Origin of the sequence: Pelomonas sp. Root405 (assembly GCF_001425165.1) — a bacterium.
Taxonomy (GTDB): Bacteria; Pseudomonadota; Gammaproteobacteria; order Burkholderiales; family Burkholderiaceae_C; genus Pelomonas.
The window spans coordinates 602,027-621,758 of the sequence record NZ_LMDU01000012.1; the positions used below are offsets into that span (position 1 = coordinate 602,027).

Annotated in this window: 17 protein-coding genes; 9 read left to right on the forward strand and 8 right to left on the reverse strand. The window is 69.3% G+C overall.

Annotated features, from left to right (window positions below; genetic code table 11):
* Window positions 1-46 precede the first annotated feature (46 nt).
* Window positions 47-2,101 carry a S8 family serine peptidase gene (locus ASC81_RS15645; RefSeq protein ID WP_056268879.1) on the forward strand — a complete coding sequence of 685 codons (2,055 nt, stop codon included), beginning with the start codon at window positions 47-49 and terminating at the stop codon, window positions 2,099-2,101.
* Here the strand turns inward: ASC81_RS15645 and ASC81_RS15650 are convergent.
* Genes ASC81_RS15650 through ASC81_RS15660 form a run of 3 tightly spaced genes read right to left on the reverse strand, consistent with a single transcriptional unit; the run spans window position 2,084 to window position 3,958 of the window.
* On the reverse strand, window positions 2,084-2,758 hold the full coding sequence (locus ASC81_RS15650; protein WP_056268881.1) for a hypothetical protein: 675 nt from the start codon (window positions 2,756-2,758) through the stop codon (window positions 2,084-2,086). The genes ASC81_RS15645 and ASC81_RS15650 overlap by 18 nt on opposite strands.
* Entirely contained in the window at window positions 2,758-3,477 is a 720-nt protein-coding gene (locus tag ASC81_RS15655; protein WP_056268883.1) for a biotin--[acetyl-CoA-carboxylase] ligase, read from the reverse strand. Before ASC81_RS15655 ends, ASC81_RS15650 begins: the two co-directional genes overlap by 1 nt.
* Before the next feature lie 4 nt (window positions 3,478-3,481).
* The gene (locus ASC81_RS15660) at window positions 3,482-3,958 is read right to left on the reverse strand and encodes an SET domain-containing protein (RefSeq protein WP_056268885.1); all 477 of its coding nucleotides are present in this window, start codon (window positions 3,956-3,958) and stop codon (window positions 3,482-3,484) included.
* A gap of 106 nt (window positions 3,959-4,064) precedes the next feature.
* On the opposite strand from ASC81_RS15660, the gene ASC81_RS15665 reads away from it, so the two are divergent.
* The 6 genes from ASC81_RS15665 (at window position 4,065) to ASC81_RS15690 (ending at window position 14,336) form a co-directional block, all read left to right on the forward strand.
* Window positions 4,065-6,662, forward strand: coding sequence for a DNA topoisomerase III (locus tag ASC81_RS15665; protein ID WP_056268887.1), 2,598 nt, complete (start codon window positions 4,065-4,067; stop codon window positions 6,660-6,662).
* Between the two features lie 324 nt (window positions 6,663-6,986).
* Window positions 6,987-8,834, forward strand: coding sequence for an ATP-binding protein (locus ASC81_RS15670; RefSeq protein WP_056268889.1), 1,848 nt, complete (start codon window positions 6,987-6,989; stop codon window positions 8,832-8,834).
* Window positions 8,831-9,835, forward strand: a complete 1,005-nt coding sequence (locus tag ASC81_RS15675) for an AEC family transporter (RefSeq protein WP_056268891.1) — start codon at window positions 8,831-8,833, stop codon at window positions 9,833-9,835. Before ASC81_RS15670 ends, ASC81_RS15675 begins: the two co-directional genes overlap by 4 nt.
* A gap of 70 nt (window positions 9,836-9,905) precedes the next feature.
* The gene (locus tag ASC81_RS15680; protein ID WP_056268893.1) at window positions 9,906-12,746 is read left to right on the forward strand and encodes a pitrilysin family protein; all 2,841 of its coding nucleotides are present in this window, start codon (window positions 9,906-9,908) and stop codon (window positions 12,744-12,746) included.
* Window positions 12,747-12,793: 47 nt separating this feature from the next.
* On the forward strand, window positions 12,794-14,050 hold the full coding sequence (locus ASC81_RS15685) for a glutamate-5-semialdehyde dehydrogenase (protein WP_056268896.1): 1,257 nt from the start codon (window positions 12,794-12,796) through the stop codon (window positions 14,048-14,050).
* A gap of 13 nt (window positions 14,051-14,063) precedes the next feature.
* Window positions 14,064-14,336, forward strand: coding sequence for a hypothetical protein (locus tag ASC81_RS15690; RefSeq protein ID WP_156392153.1), 273 nt, complete (start codon window positions 14,064-14,066; stop codon window positions 14,334-14,336).
* Window positions 14,337-14,458: 122 nt separating this feature from the next.
* Here ASC81_RS15690 and ASC81_RS15695 read toward each other — a convergent pair whose 3' ends face one another.
* The 3 genes from ASC81_RS15695 to ASC81_RS15705 form a co-directional block, all read right to left on the reverse strand.
* Window positions 14,459-15,211, reverse strand: a complete 753-nt coding sequence (locus ASC81_RS15695; protein ID WP_056268899.1) for a GDSL-type esterase/lipase family protein — start codon at window positions 15,209-15,211, stop codon at window positions 14,459-14,461.
* The gene (locus ASC81_RS15700) at window positions 15,193-15,462 is read right to left on the reverse strand and encodes a DUF378 domain-containing protein (protein ID WP_082536546.1); all 270 of its coding nucleotides are present in this window, start codon (window positions 15,460-15,462) and stop codon (window positions 15,193-15,195) included. Before ASC81_RS15700 ends, ASC81_RS15695 begins: the two co-directional genes overlap by 19 nt.
* A 215-nt stretch (window positions 15,463-15,677) precedes the next feature.
* Window positions 15,678-17,273 carry a DUF4139 domain-containing protein gene (locus ASC81_RS15705; RefSeq protein ID WP_056268902.1) on the reverse strand — a complete coding sequence of 532 codons (1,596 nt, stop codon included), beginning with the start codon at window positions 17,271-17,273 and terminating at the stop codon, window positions 15,678-15,680.
* A gap of 47 nt (window positions 17,274-17,320) precedes the next feature.
* On the opposite strand from ASC81_RS15705, the gene queC reads away from it, so the two are divergent.
* Entirely contained in the window at window positions 17,321-18,025 is a 705-nt protein-coding gene (gene queC, locus ASC81_RS15710) for a 7-cyano-7-deazaguanine synthase QueC (protein ID WP_056268906.1), read from the forward strand.
* Entirely contained in the window at window positions 18,022-18,576 is a 555-nt protein-coding gene (locus tag ASC81_RS15715; RefSeq protein WP_056268908.1) for a LemA family protein, read from the forward strand. Before queC ends, ASC81_RS15715 begins: the two co-directional genes overlap by 4 nt.
* A 9-nt stretch (window positions 18,577-18,585) precedes the next feature.
* Here ASC81_RS15715 and ASC81_RS15720 read toward each other — a convergent pair whose 3' ends face one another.
* Together ASC81_RS15720 and folE are read right to left on the reverse strand one after the other, a co-directional pair.
* On the reverse strand, window positions 18,586-19,008 hold the full coding sequence (locus tag ASC81_RS15720; protein ID WP_056268911.1) for a BLUF domain-containing protein: 423 nt from the start codon (window positions 19,006-19,008) through the stop codon (window positions 18,586-18,588).
* Window positions 19,009-19,013: 5 nt separating this feature from the next.
* The gene (folE, locus tag ASC81_RS15725; protein ID WP_056268914.1) at window positions 19,014-19,706 is read right to left on the reverse strand and encodes a GTP cyclohydrolase I; all 693 of its coding nucleotides are present in this window, start codon (window positions 19,704-19,706) and stop codon (window positions 19,014-19,016) included.
* Between the last annotated feature and the right edge of the window lie 26 nt (window positions 19,707-19,732).

A 19,732-nucleotide genomic window follows, 5' to 3' on the forward strand; every position in this document is an offset into this window, starting at 1 on the left:
GGGCGCGCCTAAACTGGCCGACCCTGTACCGCACGAGCCCACTGCCATGAAGTCCCTGCGCCCGTTGCTGATCGCCACCTTGGCCGCGCTGCTTCCCGTTGCCGCGGCGGCTCAGACGGCTGACGCGGAAGCCCGCGTCATCGTGCGCTTCAAACCGCAGGCGGACAGCGTGCGTGCCAAGGCACTGGCGCTGCGGGCCACCAAGGCCGAGGCCCGCCAAGTGGCGCAGACACGCGCGACGGGCCTGGGCTTGCGCACCGGCCAGCGCTTGGCCGCGGGCATCAGCTTGGACGAGCGCACCCATGTCATCGTCGCCCAGGGCATGACCGGCGCTCAGCTGGCAAAGAGGCTGGCAGCGGACAGCGAGGTCGAACTGGTGGCCGTCGACCAGCGCCGCAAGCACATGCGCCTGCCCAACGACCCGCTGTTCGGCGGCGCGGCCGTGAACCCGGAATCGACGGTCGGCGGTGTCCAGGCGCGCACCATCGACCAGTGGTATCTCAAGGCGCCCAGCAACACACCGGGCCAGGTCGTCTCCGGCATCAACGCGCCGGCGGCCTGGGACGCGACGACGGGCGTGGCCAGCGTCATCGTGGCCGTGCTCGACACCGGCGTGCGCTTGGACCACCCCGACCTTGCGGGTCAATTGGTCAACGGCTACGACATGGTCGGCTTCGGCAGCCCCGGCTCACTGGCGACGGCGATTGCCAACGATGGCGGCGGCCATGACGCCGACCCGTCCGACCCCGGCGACTGGGTCACGCAGACGGAAGTGAACAACGGCACACTCGGCAGCAGCTGCGAGAGCAGCGATGTCGGCAACAGCTCCTGGCATGGCACGCGCGTGTCGGGCCTGGTAGCCGCCAGGAGCGACAACGGCATCGGCATCGCCGGCGTGGGTTGGGGGCTCAGAGTCATGCCCATCCGTGTGCTTGGCAAATGCGGCGGCTATGACAGCGACATCATTGCCGGCATGCGCTGGGCGGCTGGCATCAACGTGCCAGGTCTGCCGGCCAATGCCAACAAGGCCAAGGTGCTCAACCTCAGCCTGGGCGGCAGCGGCACCTGCGGCACGACGGGCACCGGCGCGCTCTACCGCGAGGCCATCACGCAGATCAACGTGGCGGGCGCCAGCATCGTCGTCGCGGCCGGCAACAGCGCCGGCCAGGCCGTCGGCATGCCGGGCAACTGCCCGGGCGTCATCACGGTGGCAGCACTGCGCCATGTCGGCACCAAGGTCGGCTTCTCCAGCGTCGGCACTGAAGTGACGGTCGCGGCGCCGGGCGGCAACTGCATCAACGTCGGCGGCGGCCAGGCCTGTCTCTACCCCATGGTCAGCACGACCAACAGCGGTGCGACCTCGCCGGTGGCCAACGATGGCGCCTACACCGGCAGCGGCGCGTCGGTGGGCACCAGCTTCTCGGCGCCCATCGTCAGCGGCATCGTCGGCCTGATGGCCTCGGTGCGGCCCGGCCTGACATCCGCCGAGGCGACGCAGATCCTGAAGGCGACGGCACGGCCCTTCCCGACCACGGGCGGCGGCAGCCTGGCGGACGGCAACCCACCGCAATGCAGCGCGCCCAATGCCACCGAGCAGCTGGAGTGTTATTGCACGACCAGCACCTGCGGCGCCGGCATGGTGGACGCGGCCGCCGCGGTGGCCGCGGCCGTGGCATTGAACGGCACGACGGTGACCATCGCGCAAAGCCCGGCCAGCGGCCTCACCGCCGGCCAGACGGCGACGCTGACCGCCGCGGCCGTCGGGTTGCCGGCCGGTCGCACTGTTGCATCGACCGTCTGGACGCTGGTGGACGGCGGCGGCATTGCGACCGCCTTTGCCTCAGGGGCCAGCACGGCCACGGCGACCATTGTGCCGACCGCCGCTGGCAGCTTCCAAGTGCGCGTCGACGTGACCGACAACCTCGGCGTGGGCTACAGCCAGAGCGCGACGATCACCGTCGCGGCCGCACCCGTCGTGACACCGCCGGCTACCACCACCGGTGGTGGCGGTGGCGGTGGCGGCGGTGCGGCAAGTCCCGCCTGGCTGGCCGGGCTGTTGCTGGCAGCGTTGGCGCTGCGCCGCTCAGCTCGACGCGGCTGAGGCCGCCGATGTCGTGGGGGCCGTCGCGCAGGCCTTGAAGCCCGCGTCCAGGGCGGCGCTCCTGGACGCCTTCAGCTTGGCCGCCAGCAGGCCGTCGGCCTGTGCAATGACGAGGGTGTGGCGGGTTTGCGGTCCCGACAGCGCCAGTACGCGCAGGCCGGTCAGGCCGCGCCGGTCCAGCGCCGCGGCGGCGGCGGTCGCCTCGGCCTGGCTGGCATGCCGGCTCAGCACGAAGGCGGGCTGCTCGGCCGGCAGGCCTTCCAGCGGTTCGTAGTTCAGGCGCAGTTGCTTGTAGGTGGCTTCCTTGCGGGCGCGGTAGTCGGGGTCGCCGAGCTTGTTGGTCGCCACAACCCACACGCCCGGCTGCTCTTCGCTGCGCACCTGGGCCTCGGCACCCACGGCCTTCAACGCGGCCTGCGCCGCCGCGAGTGCGGCATCGCCGTCCAAGGGGCCGAGCGCCAGGCAGCTGCGCTGGGCCAGCGCCACGGCAGCGCTCGCGGCCAGGGGCTGGATGCGCTCCGGATGCTGCTGGGCCGCCAGCCGGTGGGGCTCGCGTCCGCCCTCGGCGGGCAGGCCGGTCACGCGGTCCAGCCAGCCTTGCGACCAAATGAAGAAGAGGGCGTTGATCGCCAGCAGCACGACCACGACGATGCGCATCACAGCGATTTCTCCAATCTGAGGCTCAACTCACCGCCGCTCACCGGCAAGACGCCCGCGCTGGTTTCCAGCAGCAGTTCACCATGGGCGGTCACGCCGCGTGCGGTGCCGGCCTGCTCGCCGACGCGCACGCGCCGGCCCGCGGCCAGGTCGCGCCGCGCAAAAGCGGGCTGCCAGGGCGCGAAGCCCAGGGTTTCAAAATCGGCCAGCATGGCACGCAGCGCGGGTGCGAGGCGATCCAGCGTGACCGCCGCACTGGCGGTGGGGTCCAGCGCCTGCAGCGCCGCGTGCCCGCTGGCAAAGGCGCTGCGGTCGGCGCCTTCAGGCAGGGGCTGCAGATTCAGGCCGATGCCGATGACGACGCCGCGGCGATCCGCCGGCAGCGGCACGGTCTCGATGAGGATGCCGCCGAGCTTGGCGCCGTCCAGGAACAGGTCGTTGGGCCATTTGAGCTGGATGCGCGCCCCGGCTGGGTCCAGCACGTCGGCCACCGTGCAGCCGGTGGCCAGCGACAGGCCGGACAAGTCGAGTTCGGCGGGCAACGCCACCGCGATGGAGAAGGTCAGTGCCGCATCGTCGCTCTGCCAGGCCCGGCCCAGCCGCCCGCGGCCGGCGGTCTGGCGGTCGGCGGATACCAGCAGCGGCCCGCCGCCCCCACGCAGGTGCGCGAGCGCCTCGGTGTTGGTCGAGCCGCATTCGGCGAGATGGCGCCGTTCCATCGGGTCAGCGTGCCGACTTGCGCGTCTTGGGCGCCAGCATCGTGCCGCGGCAGGTCAGCGCGCCGCACCAGCAGGCGAACTGCTTCTTGACCTTGGCCGTGTGGCGCTCGTCCAGCACCAGGCCATAGTCGTAGAACAGCTCCTCGCCGGGCTTGATGTCACGCAGCGCCTGGATGAAGACGCGGCCGTCGACCTCGTCGGCCTCGCAGTTGGGCTCGCAGGCGTGGTTGATCCAGCGCGAGTCGTTGCCACCGTACAGTGCGTCGATGACGAGGCCGCCGTCGAGGTGGAAGTAGAAGGTGTGGTTGGGCTGGGAGGGGTCGTGCGGGTGGCGCTCGACGGCTTCTTCCCAGGTGATGCGCTCGCCGGTGTACTCGATGATGCGCGCACCCGCATTGATGGGTGCCGCCGCGTAGACACCGCGCCCGTGCACGCCGGAATCACGGACTTCGATCTGGCGGCGAGGGGTTTTTTGCGTCATCGGCCCTGTGGTACGGTGATTTCATGGGTGCGCGTGCGCGCGAGGCCCGGATTGTAGGCAGGGGATTGGTGTCCCCCGCCCTCTGAACAGCGTTTGAGAAAGACCGATGAGCAAGACTCTGATCATTGCCGAGAAGCCCTCCGTCGCGCAGGACATCGTCCGCGCGCTGACGCCGGTGGCGGGCAAGTTCGACAAGCACGACGACCATTTCGAGAACGAGCAATACGTTGTCAGCTCGGCCGTGGGCCACCTGGTGGAGATCGCGGCGCCCGAGGAGTTCGACGTCAAGCGCGGCAAGTGGAGTTTCAACAACCTCCCGGTCATCCCGCCGCATTTCGACCTCAACCCCATCGACAAGAACAAGGGCCGGCTCAATGCGCTGGCCAAGCTGATCCGCCGCAAGGACGTGACGGCGTTGATCAACGCCTGCGACGCGGGCCGCGAGGGCGAGCTGATCTTTCGCTTGATCGAGCAGTACGCGCAGCCGGCCAAGGGCAAGCTGAACAAGCCCATCTCCCGGTTGTGGCTGCAGTCCATGACGCCGGCCGCCATCCGCGACGGCTTTGCCAAGCTGCGCAGCGACGAGCAGATGCTGCCGCTGGCCGATGCGGCGCGTTGCCGCTCCGAGGCCGACTGGCTGGTGGGTATCAACGGCACGCGGGCCATGACGGCCTTCAATTCGCGTGACGGCGGCTTCTTCCTGACGACGGTGGGCCGCGTGCAGACGCCGACGCTGTCGGTCGTCGTCGAGCGTGAGGAGAAGATCCGCAAGCACGTCGCGCGGGACTACTGGGAGCTGCGCGCCAACTTCGACGCCCAGGCCGGCCAGTACGAGGGCAAGTGGTTCGACCCCGCATGGAAGAAGAACGACGACCTGGAGCGCCGTGCGGACCGCATGTGGAACGCGGCCGACGCCGAAGCCATCGCGAAGGCGGTGCTCGGCCAGCCCGCCGTCGTTTCTGAGGAGAGCAAGCCCAGCACGACGAGCTGCGGCGCGCTGTACGACCTGACGACGCTGCAGCGCGAGGCCAACTCGCGCTTTGGCTTCTCGGCCAAGACGACGCTGTCCATCGCCCAGGCGCTGTACGAGAAGCACAAGGTGCTGACCTACCCGCGGACGGACTCGCGCTTTCTGCCCGAGGACTACGTGGCCGTCGCCAAGGACACGGCCAAGATGCTGGCCACCGAGGACCTGCCCGGCCCGCTCGGCGCGCTGTCGCAACATGCCGCGACGGCCTTGAAAGAGGGCTACATCAAGCCGACCAAGAAGGTGTTCGACAACGCCAAGGTGTCGGACCACTTCGCCATCATCCCGACGCTGCAGGCGCCCAAGGCGCTGACCGAGATCGAGGCCAAGCTCTACGACATGGTCGTCAAGCGCTTCCTCGGTGTGTTCTTCCCGCCCGCCGAGTTCCTGGTCACGACGCGCATCAGCAAGGTGCTCGACAAGTATCACTTCCAGACCAACGGCAAGGTGCTGGTGAAGCCGGGCTGGCTGGCCGTCTACGGCAAGGACGTGGACGACGACAACGCCACGCTGGTGCCAGTGCAAGCCGGCGAGGTTGTGCGCACCGAGAGCGTCGACGTGAAGGCGCTGCAGACCAAGCCGCCGGCGCGCTACACCGAAGCCACGCTGCTGAGCGCCATGGAAGGCGCCGGCAAGCTCATCGACGACGACGAGCTGCGCGAGGCCATGGCCGAGAAGGGCCTTGGCACTCCAGCCACCCGCGCGGCCACCATCGAAGGGCTCATCAGCGAAAAGTACATGCTGCGCGAAGGCCGCGAGCTGATCCCGACGGCCAAGGCCTTCCAGCTGATGACGCTGCTGCGCGGCCTGGAGGTGGAAGATCTCACCAAGCCCGAGCTGACCGGTGACTGGGAAAGCAAGCTCGCCGCCATGGAGAAGGGCAAGCTCAAGCGCGAGGTCTTCATGGCCGAGATCGCGGCCATGACCGAGAAGATGGTCGCGAAGGCCAAAGGCTATGACCGCGACACCATCCCCGGCGACTACGCGACGCTGAAGACGCCCTGCCCCAAGTGCGGCGGCGTCGTCAAGGAGAACTACCGCCGCTTCACCTGCCTGGGACCGAACGAGAACGGCGAGGGCTGCGGCTTCTCCATCGGCAAGATCCCGGGCGGCCGCAGCTTCGAGCTGGGCGAGGTCGAGGCCTTCCTGCGCGACAAGAAGATTGGTCCCTTGGAGGGATTCCGCTCCAAGGCGGGCTGGCCGTTCACGGCCGAGCTGGCCCTGGTCTACGACGAAGAGATCGCCAACTGGAAGTTGGAGTTCGATTTCGGCGAGGACGCCAAGAAAGCCGAGGGCGATGGCGAACCGGTGGACTTCTCGGCGCAGAACTCGCTCGGCCCTTGCCCCAAGTGCGCCGGCCATGTCTACGAGCACGGTGCCAACTATGTCTGTGAGCGTTCGGTGGGCGAGACCGTTACCTGCGACTTCAAGACCGGCAAGGTCATCCTGACCCAGCCCATCGACACGCAGCAGGTGCACAAGCTGCTGGCCGATGGCAAGACGGACCTGCTGGAGAACTTCGTCTCCAACAAGACGCGGCGCAAGTTCAAGGCCTTCCTGGCCTATGACAAGAAGGAAGGCAAGGTCATCTTCGAGTTCGAGCCACGCGCCGCCAAGCCGGGCGCCAAGGCGGCGCCGGCCAAGAAGGCACCCGCCCGCAAGACGGCGAAGGCCTGAACCTAGATCCGCCAGTTGACCGCTTGCTATCCATCGAGCGTCTTGTGGCATCAAAACGTTGGAGTTGTCTTGGCGTCCACCACTTCGGTGCGCAGCGCTGCACGCCCGCCGGTCTGGCGCTTCGGGCCGCCAGCGGCGTTGCTTCTCCTGGTGGGCATGAGCCCACTGCGTCGTCGCGCCTTGCTGGCGACCCGCTTCGCCAGCCCTTCAGGCATGCCCAACTGCCGGATCTAGGTTGATCGGAGCACCTATGCCTCTATGCTCGCCGCGAGGCCCGGCCACAACGGGTTGGGAGGAGGGCGGAAGGCAATGGCGCCATTGAGCATGAGCATGGGCATTCAGGCCAGGCTGACGGCGGGCATCGCGCTGGTCGCCAGCCTGCTCGTGCTGGCGGTGGGCTGGGCCTGGACGTCGCATGAGGAAGGCGAGCTCCTGCATGCGCTGAGCCAGCGCGAGGCACGCATGGCCGGCCTCGTCGAGCGGGGCTTTGCGGGGCCGATCTGGAACCTGGACCATGTCGCCATCGACAACCTGCTCGATGCTGTCATGGCCGACCCCGAGGTGCATGCCATCGAGCTCAACGGCCTGGGCCTGCGCGGCGGCCAGGCCAAGCGCAGCCGTGACGTGCCGGCCCGCGGGCCGCTGCGGCGCGAGTTCGCCATCAGCTACCAGCCCGCCGTCGATGCGGAAGGCACACCGGTCGCGTCTGCCGTGCTGGTCTACACACGCGATCTCGTCGATGACCAGATCCGCCGCACGCGGCTCTTCGTCGTCCAGCTGCTCGGCGTCGTCGTCGTCGGCATCGTCATCGCCAGCTGGCTGCTGGTGCACTGGCTGGTGCGCAAGCCGGTCGCGCGTCTGGGCGCGCTGGCGCAGCGCGTGGCCAAGGGCGACCTCGGCGCGCAGGAGACGGTCGAGCGCAGCGACGAGATTGGCGAGCTGACGACGCGCTTCAACGCCATGAGCCTGAAGCTACGCTCCGCGGCCGACCAGGTGCAGCTGAGCTCGGCCGGCCTGCGCGCCAGCGAGGCGCGCTACCGCAGCCTGTTCGAGAACGCCACCGAAGGCATCTTCCAGGCCGATGCTGATGGCCGCGTGCTCGGCATGAACCGCGCCTTCACGCAGATGCTGGGTCTGGGCTCGCAAAGCCCGGTGGGCCGGCGCCTGCGCGAGCTGACGGGCATCAGCCGCGACGAGATGCGGCGCGTGGCCGCGGTCATGAACGAGCAGGGCAAGATCCAGCAGGCCCAGCTGCAGCTGCGCGCCCGCGGCGGCCGGCCGCTGTGGGTGGAGCTGAACGCGCACTGGGTCGAGGGCGAGTACGGCCAGCGCCGCATCGAGGGCATGGTCAGCGACATCTCGCTGCGCCGCCAGGCCGAGGCCGAGCTGACGCGCCACCGCGACCACCTGGAGGAAATCGTCCAGGAGCGCACCGCCGAACTCAGCGAGGCCAAGCTGCGCGCCGAAAGCGCCAACCAGGCCAAGGGCCGCTTCCTGGCGACGATGAGCCACGAGTTCCGTACGCCGCTGAACGCCATCCTTGGCTTCACCCAGCTGCTGCAGATGGACGCGGCGATTCAGCCCGGCCAGCAGGCCAAGCTGCAGCTGATGCGCGATTCGGGCCTGCATCTTCTGGAGCTCATCAACGACGTGCTCGACATGGCCAGCATCGAGGCCGGCAAGGTTTCGCTCAAGCCCGCGCCGGCGGACCTGCGCGCCCTCGTCGACATGGCCTGCGACAGCGTGCGGCTGCGCGCCGAGCAGAAGGGCCTGACCTTCGTGCTCGACATCGACAGCCGCGTGCCGGCTCAGGTCATCGCCGACGGCCAGCGCCTGCGGCAGGTGCTGCTCAACCTGCTGTCAAACGCCGTCAAGTTCACCGACCACGGCAGCGTGCGCCTGGCCCTCAGCGCCATCGAGCTGGATGCCTCGCATGCGCGGCTGCGTTTCGAGGTCAGCGACAGTGGCATCGGCATGACGCCGGCCCAGCAGTCGCGCCTGTTCCAGGCCTTCGAGCAGGTGTCCGACGCCTCCCGCCACCTCGGCGGCACCGGCCTGGGCCTGTCCATCAGTCAGCAGCTGGTGCGCCTGATGGGCAGCCAGATCCTGGTGCACAGCACGGCGGGGCAGGGCAGCAGCTTTGCCTTCGACATGAGATTGCCGTTGGCATGACCTGGGCGATTGCAGCGAAGCTTTTGGCCATCCTCGTGGCTGTCGCCATTGGCTGGGCCGTGGGCCGAATGCGCTGGTTGGGCGGCGGCGAGGCCGGCAGCCAACCGGGCGAAGCGGGCGACCCGGCCCGCGTGCTCGCCAACGCGGCCTTCTACATCTTCGTGCCGGCTCTGCTGTTCCGCACCACGGCGCGGCTGGACACGGAGACTCTGCCTTGGGCTTTTCTCTTTGCCTTCTTCGTGCCGGTGCTGGTGCTGATCGCACTGCTCTACGTGCTGTACCGCTGGCGCCGCCAGCCGGGCGAGAGCGTCGTCGGGCCCAGCGTCAAGGCCATCACGGCCGGCTTCGGCAACACGCTGCAGGTCGGTCTGCCCGTTGCGGCGGGCGTGTTCGGCGAGCAGGGCCTGGCCATCCACATTGCCGTCGTCAGCCTGCATGCGCTGTGCATCCTGACGCTGTTGACCACGCTGGTCGAGCTGGACCTGGCGCGCCAGCAGCAGCAGGGCAACCTCGGCGCGACGCTGCTGCAGACGGTGCGCAACACCGTCATCCACCCCGTCGTGCTGCCGGTGCTGGCCGGCCTGGCCTGGAACGCCACGGGCCTGCCGTTGCCGGCCGTGGCCGACGAGGCGCTGCAGACGCTGGGCACAGCCGTCGTGCCGCTGTGCCTGACGCTGATCGGCATGTCGCTGGCCTACTACGGCTGGCCGCGCACCTGGCGCGGCCTGGCCGGGCTGCTGGCCGCCAAGCTGCTGTTGATGCCGGCGGTCGTGCTGGCCATCGCGCATTGGGGCCTGGGGCTGAACGGCATGCCGCTGGCCGTCATCGTCATGATCGCGGCCCTGCCGACCGGCTCCAACGCGCTGATCTTTGCGCAGCGCTACCGCGCGCTGGAGGCCGAGGTCACGGCCGCCACGGTCGTCTCCACCATTCTTTATGTCGCCACGGCGCCGCTGTGGCTGGCGCTGCTGGCCTGGTTGTCGCCCTGGCAACTGCGCTGACTCCCGGCACTTCTGGGCAGGCCCGGCCAGGCTGCCCAATCCACGCATCGCATTCCGAGGACTGAACCGCATGAACGCCCCCGCTCCCCGCCGTCTCGTCGCATTGCTGGCCCTGGCCGGCGCCCTCTCTGCCGCCCTGCCTGCCGCCGCCGCGCCTGCAGCGCCCATGGAGGGTGCCGTCAGCACCGAGGCTGGCCAGCTGGCCGTGCGCCACGAGAAGTTCAGGCTCGCCAACGGTTTCGAGGTCATCCTCGTCGAAGACCGCCGCCTGCCGCTGGTGGCCTTCAACCTGTGGGTGCATGCCGGCCCGCGCGACGAGGCCAAGGGCCAGACCGGCTTCGCCCACCTGTTCGAGCACCTCGTGTTCGCCGGCAGCAAGCACATCCCGCGCGGCGAGTTCGACAAGTTCATCGACGCCGCCGGCGGCACCGACAGCAACGGCTCGACCAACTTCGACCGCACCAACTACTACTTCACGCTGCCGTCCAACCAGCTGGAGATGGGCTTGTGGCTGAAGGCCGACATGCTGGGCTACATGATCGACGAGGTCGATTCCGTGGCGCTCGCCAACCAGCAGGACGTCGTGCGCAACGAGCGCCGCCAAGGCGTCGAGAACCAGCCCTATGGCATCGTCGAGGAGGCGCTGTTCCAGGCGCTCTTTCCCGAGGGCCACCCCTACCGCGCGGCCGTCATCGGATCTCATGCCGACATCCAAGGCATCCAGCTGGCCGACGTCAAGGCTTTCGCCCGCACCTACTACCGGCCCAACAACGCCACGCTCGTGCTGGCCGGCGACTTCGATCCCAAGCGCGCCAAGGCCCTGGTGCAGAAGTACTTCGGCACGCTGACAGCCGGGCCCAGGCCGCCCGAGGTCAAGGTGGCCATGCCGCAGATCACGAAGGAGCGCCGCCTCGTCGTCACCGACCGCATCGAGTTGAGCCGCCTGAACATCGCCTGGCACACGCCGCCGATGTTCGCGGCCGGCGATGCCGAGCTGGACATGGCTGCCCACGTGCTCGGCGGCGGCAAGGCCAGCCGGCTGTACGGCCTGCTGGTGCGCGACAGGCAGCTGGCGCAGAGCGTGCAGGTCAGCCAGAACTCGCAGTCGCTGAGCTCGATCTTCAACATCGAGATCGTCGCCCGCCCCGGGGCGTCGCTCGACGACATCGAGAAGGTGGTGGACGCGGAGATCGCCCGGCTCGCCAGCACACCGCCCACCGACGCCGAGCTGGCCCAGGCCCGCGCCACCATCCAGACCGACCTGCTGCAGCGCATGGAGAAGGTCACGACGCTGGCTGACCTGCTCAACCACTACAACCAGATGGCTGGCGATCCCGGTTTCGTCGGCAAGGACTTGGCCCGTTATGCCGGTCTGACGCCGGCCGCCGTCAGCGCGGTCGCCGCCCAATGGCTCAAGAAGGACAGCCGCGTCGTCGTGCAGGCCCAGCCGGGTGAGCAGGTGCTGGCGGCCGAAGTGCCCACGCCGGCCATGCCGACGAAGGCCGCCAAGGGGGAGCGCGAATCGCTGAACGCCGCCGAGCCCTGGCGCAACAAGCCGCCCGGTGCGACGAAAGCCAAGGCGTTGACGGTGCCGGCCGCGCAAAGCTTCACCCTCGCCAACGGCCTGACCGTCATCCATTCGCCCAAGCCGGGTCTGCCGCTGGTCAGCGCCAGCCTGGTCGTGCGCGCGGGCCAGGGCACCAACCCGCCCGACCGGCCCGGCCTGGCCGCCTTCACGGTGGCCATGCTGCCCGAGGGCACCAAGACGCGCAGCGCCCAGCAAATCGCCGAGGCCGCAGCGGCGCTGGGCGCGACGCTGACCGCCAGCCCCGGCTCAGAGGAGGCGCGCGTCCAGTTCTCGGGCCTCAAGCAGAGCGCGCGGGAAGGCCTGGCGCTGATGGCCGACGTGGTCATGAACCCCGCCTTCAACGGCAGCGACGTCGAGCGCCTGCGGGCGCAGATGCTCGCCTCGCTGGCCCAGGTGCGCGAGCAGGCCCCGCTGCTGGCCGATGCGGTCGGCAACCGCGTGGTCTATGGCGACGGCCATCCGCTGGCACCGCACAGCGTCGGCACCGAGGTCAGCCTGAAGGCCGTCGACGCCGGGGCGCTGCGCGCTTTCTGGCAGGGCCACTACCGCCCGGAGCGCGCCGCCCTGGTGGTCGCCGGCGACCTGAACGAGGCCGAGCTGCGCGCTCTGGTCGAGCCGCTGTTCGGTGCCTGGAAGGGCGAGGGCGGCGCCGCTGCTGCGGCACCGCTGCCGTCGGCCCGGCCCATCGCCGCACGCACCGTCGTCGTCGACAAGCCCGGTGCGCCGCAGACGGCCCTGGCCGTCGTTGCGCCCGGCCCCTTCGCCGCCACGCCGGACGCAGCGCCCCTGAGCATCATGAATGCCGCCCTCGGCGGCCTGTTCACGTCGCGCATCAACCACCAGCTGCGCGAGGTCAAGGGCTACACCTACGGCATCTTCTCGGGCTATGCGATGGGCCGCGAGCGCGGCCAGTTCGGCATCCGTGGCAGCGTGCGCACCGACGTGACCGGCGCGGCCCTGGCCGACATGTGGAAGGAGATCGAAGGCATGCGCGCCAAGCCCATGGCAGTGGCCGAGTTGACGCGCGTGCGCAATGCCCGCCTGCTGTCGCTGCCGGGTGCCTTCGACACCAACCGCGCCGTGGTCGGCGCCTATGCGGCCAACTGGACGGTGGGCCGCCCGCTCAGCGCCGTGGTGGACGAACCGCGCAAGCTCGCTGCCGTCACGGCCGCCACGGCCCAGAAGGCCGCGCGTGACCACCTCGACCCGGCGCAGCTGATCGTCGTCGCGGTGGGCGACAAGACCAAGGTGCTGCCGCAGCTCGAAGCGCTGGGCCGCAAGGTGGAACTGCGCGACGCCGAAGGCGCGGTCGTCGTGAAGTGAAATCCACAGGCGGCGATGCCAGGGCGGATGCCGCGGACAATCCGCGCATGAGCTCCGACCTCGCCACCTACATGGACGCCCTCGGCCGCGCCGCCCGCGCCGCCGCCACCGAAATGGCCGCCGCCCCGACGGCCGCCAAGAACACCGCGCTGCTGGCGCTGGCACGCCGCCTGCGCGAGACCGGCCCTGCGCTGGCCAACGCGAACGCTCGCGATCTGGCGGGCGCCGCCGAGCTCAGCGCCCCGCTGCGCGACCGCCTCAAGCTCGACGCCAAGACGCTGGCGACGGTGGCCGAAGGCTGCGAGCAGATCGCCGCCATGCCCGACCCCATCGGCGAGATCACCGGCGTGAAGCGCCGCCCCACCGGCATCAGCGTCGGCCAGATGCGCGTGCCGCTGGGCGTGTTCGGCATGATCTACGAGAGCCGCCCCAACGTCACCATCGAGGCCGCGTCGCTGGCCATCAAGAGCGGCAACGCCTGCATCCTGCGCGGCGGCTCCGAGGCGATCCATTCCAACCTCGCGCTGGCCGAGCTGGTGGCCGCGTCGCTCGAAGAGGCGGGACTGCCGCGCGCCGCCGTGCAGCTCGTCAGCACGACCGACCGCGCCGCCGTCGGCCTGCTGATCTCGCAGCCGCAATGGGTGGACGTCATCATCCCGCGCGGCGGCAAGGGGCTCATCGAGCGCATCAGCGCCGAAGCCAAGGTGCCCGTCATCAAGCACCTGGACGGCAACTGCCACAGCTATGTCGATGCCGAGGTGGATCTCGACCAGGCCGTCAAGGTCGTCGACAACGCCAAGACGCAGAAGTACAGCCCCTGCAATGCGACCGAATCGCTGCTGGTGCACGCCGCGCAGGCGCCCGCCTTCCTGCCGCGCATCGCGGCCGTCTTCAGGGCCAAGGGCGTGGAGATGCGCGGCTGCCTGCGCACGCTGTCGCTGGTGCCCGGCGCGGTGGCGGCGACGGAGGCAGACTGGTCCACTGAATACCTCGCGCCCGTCATCAGCATCAAGGTGGTCGATTCGCTGGACGAAGCCATTGCCCACATCAACCGCTACGGGTCACATCACACCGACGCGATCCTGACGACCAATCACCCCAACGCCATGCGCTTCCTGCGCGAGGTCGATTCCGCCAGCGTCATGGTCAACGCCAGCACACGATTCGCGGACGGCTTCGAGTACGGCCTGGGCGCCGAGATCGGCATCTCCACCGACAAGTTCCACGCCCGCGGCCCGGTCGGGCTGGAGGGCCTGACGTCGATGAAGTGGGTGGTGTTGGGGCAGGGTGAGGTGAGGGGCTGACGAGGCGCGCCCTATGCAAGCACCGTTGTCGATCACCAAACGATCCGTCCGCATCGCCGGAGAGCCGAACAGCGGCTGGTCGGCTGCCGACCCCGACGACTTGAATGCCATCGACGTGGAGTTCTCGTTCCGCATCATCAGCGACGGCAACGCCAACTACTTGCTTTTGTACGAGTCAGGCGACAAGCGCTACGGCGCGGACACCTGGCACCCGACCGTTGAAGAAGCGATGGCCGCCGCACAGCAGTTCTTTGGCATCGAACCCGGTGAGTGGGTGGCGGGATGACGGCCGGCACATGTGGCAGCCGTCTGGATCGGTGAACATCGACCGACGCAACGTTGGCGCCTGACGCCGCTGAACATGAAGAGAGCCTGCTCGCCGGCGACCCGTCGGCCTGAATTCGCTCGTCAGGGGCGGCTGCGCCCAAGGTCGTCCACCAGCGAGCGCTTGAGCTGCTCGTAGCAATGACCGTAGGTAGCAGCGCTCGGGTGGATGCGGTCGCGGGCGAAGTAGCGCTGCGGATCGGCCGAGAAGATGTCGTCGCGGCGGCCCGCATAGAAGTTGAGGTAGCGCACGCCGAAGCACTGGGCGCTGCGCCGAAAGCGCTCGCAGGCTCGTTGGGTGCGGCTGGACAGCCACCAGGAAAACGGCGGCACGAAGACCGGCGCCAAGCCGAGGTTGGGCGGCCCGAGCCAGACGGTCTGGCGGGCCCTGCGCACCAGTCGCGGCAGCAAGCCACAGGCCTGCGCTTCGATGCGGCTCAGGCTGTGCCCGCGCAAGATGTCATTGCAGCCGGCGTGCAGCAGCAGCAAGTCATACGGCGGCCCATCCGGCGGCAATTGCGACTCGACATCGGCCAGGCTTGCGCCGCTGCGGCAGGCGTTGTGGACTTCGGCGTCCGGCCAGTCGCGGGCAAGGCGCCCGGCGATGGACAGCTCCGGGCCAGCGCCGACGCCCAGGCCGGTGCTGTCGCCGACCAGCAGCACGCGCCGCCGCGGCTGAGGATGGCGCTGCTCATAGGGCTGGGTACGGGCGGCGATGGCGCGGCCGTCGCGTTGCGCCCGCCACAGGCGCAGCGCCTGCAAGGCCGACGCCGCCGCCAAGGGCAGCAGCAGCGGCCCGATCAGCGGCAGCGCCCGGGTCAGGTGCGGCGCGACCACTTGATCACGATGACGATGCCGTAGAGCGCCGCCAAGCCGACCAGGCCGTAGACGATGCGCGACACCGGCGTCATGGTGCCGAACAGCGTCGCCACCAGGTCGAACTGGAACAGGCCGACGAGGCCCCAGTTGATGCCGCCGATGATCATCAGCAGCAAGGCGATCCAGTCGACGGCGTTGAGCGACGAGGTGGTGGTGGACACGCTGCGGTCACTGGTCATGTCGCGCTGCGATGAGTGGGAAATAGCCATGGAAACTCTCCTGTAGGGCCTGCGCGGCCTCGGTTGAACGGCGCTGCGGCCGCGGCAGGCTGTGTGCCTGCTAACGCGACGTTCGTGCAGCCGTTGCGCGCGTCGGCGCGGCTGCAAGGCATGCCGCAAAGGCTTCCGTAGGGGGAGCGGCTGGCGGGCTGCGGGCAGGTGATGTACCTGCCTTCAACCCGCCGCCGTCGTGACTTGGGCGCCCCTCAGCGCAGGCCGCTGACCTGTGCGTCCTTCGGCGCGCTGATGACGTAGTCCGCCGTGAAGCGCTGGTTCTGCCCCGCTGCCAGCGGCTGCTCCCACAGCACCAGCCCCGGCTGCTTGCGCCAGGCCTGGTTGGTGGGCGCCGGGCTGAACTGGGCCTGCACCTTGATGTCCTCGTGCTGCGCCACCGGCGCCGCCTCGACAAGTTGCAGCGTCAGCGTGCCCGCGGTGTGGCGGTTCTCGACGACCCAGGCGCGCGCGTAGCGGTGCTCGGCGCGCGCACCGATGAAGCCGGCGTTGCCGGCATTGCGCTGTTCGGGCTCGACCTGCACGCGCACCGACTCGTCACGGCCGAAGGGCAGCTCAAGCCGCTCCTCGCCGCTGGCGACGTTGAGCGTGCTGCTGCCGACCAGCGCGCCGTCGCGCATCAGCTGCACCGTGCCGCGTGGCCAGGCGCCAGTCGGTTTGGCCAAGTCGGCAACGAGATAGGCCGCGGCCTCGCTTTGCGGCTGCACGCGGGCGATCACCCGGGCCTGCAGCGCCTCGCTGCCCAGCGTCAGGCTGGCGCGCTGCGTGCCGCTGTCGATGTTGACACGCAGTGGCAGCACGAACTCGGTGGCGTGGGTGCCCTGGAAGACGCCGAGGTCGAAGCGGTCCAGCGCGGGTTCGGCGGCGGCACGCGATCCCGACACAGCCACGCTCTGGATCATGGGCGCTGGCGCCGGGGGCGGCGCCATTGCACGCATCTCGGCCTGCGGTTGCGGGCGGTAGAGGTCCAGCCGCCACGGCGGGGGCGGATTGACGCCAACGCGCGCCGCAGCCTGTGCGGTGGACAGACGCAGCTTGACGTTCTTCCAGTCCTCGCCGCTCTGCTGCGACACCTGGGCCAGGCGCTCCAGGGCCAGCGCGCCCGTGGCCGTGTCCAGCAGCGCGCGGTAGCTCGGCGCCCAGCCGGCCTGCGTGATGCGGTAGCTCAGTTTCAGCTCGGCCTCACGCGCGGTGGACAGCCGCAGGCGCAGGCTGCGCCATTGCGGATTGGCGGCGTCCACGCGCTCGCGTTGGCCCTGCAGCGGGGCGAGCTGCTTGTCCAGGTCGGCCAGCTGGCGGCGGATCTGCGCCTGCCGCAGCAGTGCATCGTGGGCGGTCTTGCGAATGCTGTCAGCGGTGGCGGCAATACCGGTGGACGGCGTGGCGCGCGCCTCGCCCGCGCCCAGTGTCTTCAGGTAGCCGAGGCTGGTGTCCAGCGCACTCGATTCGGCCGTTAGCAGGTCGCGCTGGGCTTCGAGCTTGCGGATGCCGTCATCCAGCGGGCTGTTCGCACACTCGGGCGCGCGCTCACGCGGCAGCGTCTCGACCTGCACCGGGCCGAGGTTGACGCCGGCCGGCGCGGTGATCTGCAGCGAGTCGGTGTCGAATCGCGCCGACAGGCAGGTCAGCACCAGCTCGCGCGTCCCTGCCGCCACCGTGGCAAGCCGCGTCACCTGGGCGCCGCCGGGGTAGACCAGCACCTCGTCGATGCGCGATTGCACCAGGGCGGTGGCCGGCCATGCCAGCGCCGCGGCGCAGGGAACGAGCCATCGAAAGGGGATGAGGCGCATGGGGGTTGCCAGGGAGCCGGAGGGGTGGCAAAGGTAGCATCCCGCCCATGCAAGACACCCGCAAAGCGCTCGTGCTTTTTTCCGGCGGCCAGGACTCCACCACCTGCCTGGCCTGGGCGCTGGACCGCTACGCCGAGGTCGAGACGCTGGCCTTCGACTACGGCCAGCGCCACCGCGTCGAGCTGGACTGCCGCAACACCGTGCGTGCGGAGATTACGCGTCAGTTCCCGCAGTGGGCGGCGACGCTCGGCGCCGACCATCTGCTGGACCTGTCCCTGCTCGGGCAGATCAGCGACACGGCGCTGACCGACGAGCGCGCCATCGAGCTGCAGGCCAACGGCCTGCCCAACACCTTCGTGCCGGGCCGCAACCTGCTCTTCCTGACCTTCGCTGCGACGCTGGCCTATCGCCGCGGCGCCAGCGTGCTGGTGGGCGGCATGTGCGAGACGGATTTCTCGGGTTACCCGGACTGCCGAGACAACACGATGAAGGCCATGCAGGTGGCGCTCAGCCTGGGCCTGGACACGCCGATGACGCTGGAGACGCCCCTGATGTTCATCGACAAGGCCGCCACCTGGCGGCTTGCGGAATCCCTGGGCGGCGAGGCGTTGGTGAAGCTCATCGTCGAGGACACGCACACCTGCTACCTCGGTGAGCGCGGTGAGCTGCACGACTGGGGCCATGGCTGCGGCCATTGCCCGGCCTGTGAGCTGAGGGCCAAGGGCTTCCAGCGGTACAAGGCCGCCGCATGACGGCCTGGCTGAATTGGCAGACGGCCGGCGTGGCCGCTGCGGCGCTGCTGTTCTTCTGGGGCATCGGTGCCTACAACCGCCTGATGTCGCTGCGCAATGCCATTGGCGAGGCGTTCGCGCAGCTCGACACCCACCTCAAGGCTCGCAGCGAGGTGTGCGACAAGCTGCTGGCCGCTGTCGCGCCGCGCCTGCCCAGCGAGCAGGCCACTTTCGACGCGCTCGCCAGTGCCCAGGCCGAATCTCAGGCGGCGGCCCAGGCCTCGCGTGCCAAGCCCTGGGCGCCCGACCCGGTCGGCACGCTGGCAGTGGCCAGCGCCCTGCACGCTGCGGCATTGACGCGGCTGCTGTCTCTGCTGGACCACCAGGCCGAGCTGCGCAGCGAGACCGAGATCGACGGTCTGGTCAGCGAGTTGAAGCTGATCGAACGCCAGCGCGCGTTCGCGCGCCAGGTCTTCAACCAGGCCGTGGCGCAGTACAACGAGGCCGTGCAGCAGTTCCCGACGCGGGTGCTGGCGAACCTTTACGGGTTCGGCGAGGCGCGGTCGCTTTAGCGAGGCCGGTCAGCTCGCCGCAATCGCCCCGGCCGCGCACATTTCGCTGAACAGCGAACCCATGGCCGCGCCGCTGATGGTGTAGGGGTCGAGCTTGCCGGTCTCGGAGTACTTCAACAGCAGCGCCGGGTTCAGGCGGTGCAGGTTGACCTGGCCCATGGTCCAGCCGGCGAAGGCGCGCTCGGCGATTTCCTCGTAGGCCAGCAGGATGACGTCACGGTGGCGTGGGTCTTCGACGATGCGCTTGTAGCGGGCGTTGACCGCGTTGCGGCCGCCTTCGAGCACCTGCACGAAGACGCCGTCGGTGAAGCAAAGCAAGCCGGTGATGCCCTCCGCCGGGTTGTGCTCGCGTGAGGACTTGAGGATGGCGGCAAGGTCGCCGTCGACGGTCGCCGCGGTGGAACGGCTGGCGTACATGAGTCGGACCAGCATGGTTTTCAGGCTTTCGAGATGAGGGACAGGAACTCGCGGCGCAGGTTGGCGTCCTTCAGGAAGGCGCCGCGCATGACGCTGTTGGTCATCTTGGACTCGCTGTCCTTGACGCCGCGCCAGTGCATGCAGAAATGGTCGGCCTCCATCACCAGCGCCAGGCCGTCGGGCTGCACACGCTCCTGCAGTTCGTTGGCCAGCATGGTGACCGCCTCTTCCTGGATCTGCGGCCGGCTCATGATCCAGTCGGTCAGACGCACGTACTTGGACAGGCCGATGAGGTTGGAATGCTCGTTGGGCAGCAGGCCGATCCAGACCTTGCCCATGATGGGGCAGAGGTGGTGGGAGCAGGCGCTGCGCACGGTGATGGGCCCGACGATCATCAGCTCGTTGAGGCGGCTGAAGTTGGGGAATTCCGTCACCGTCGGCGCCTGGGCGTAGCGGCCGGCGAACACCTCGCGCACAAACATCTTGGCCACGCGCTTGGCGGTGTCCTGAGTGTTGTGGTCGCTGTCGGTGTCGATGACCAGGCTCTTGAGCACCTCCTGCATCTTGGCCTGCACCTCGGCCTGGAGCGCGTCCAGCTCACCCGGTTCGATGTAGGCGGCGATGTTGTCGTTGGCGTGGTGGCGGCAGCCGGCCGACACGAGGCGGTAGCGGATGCGTTCGGAAACGGGAGCGTCGTGGGCGGGGGCGTTCATGGGCGCGGATTGTCTGGTCAAAGGGC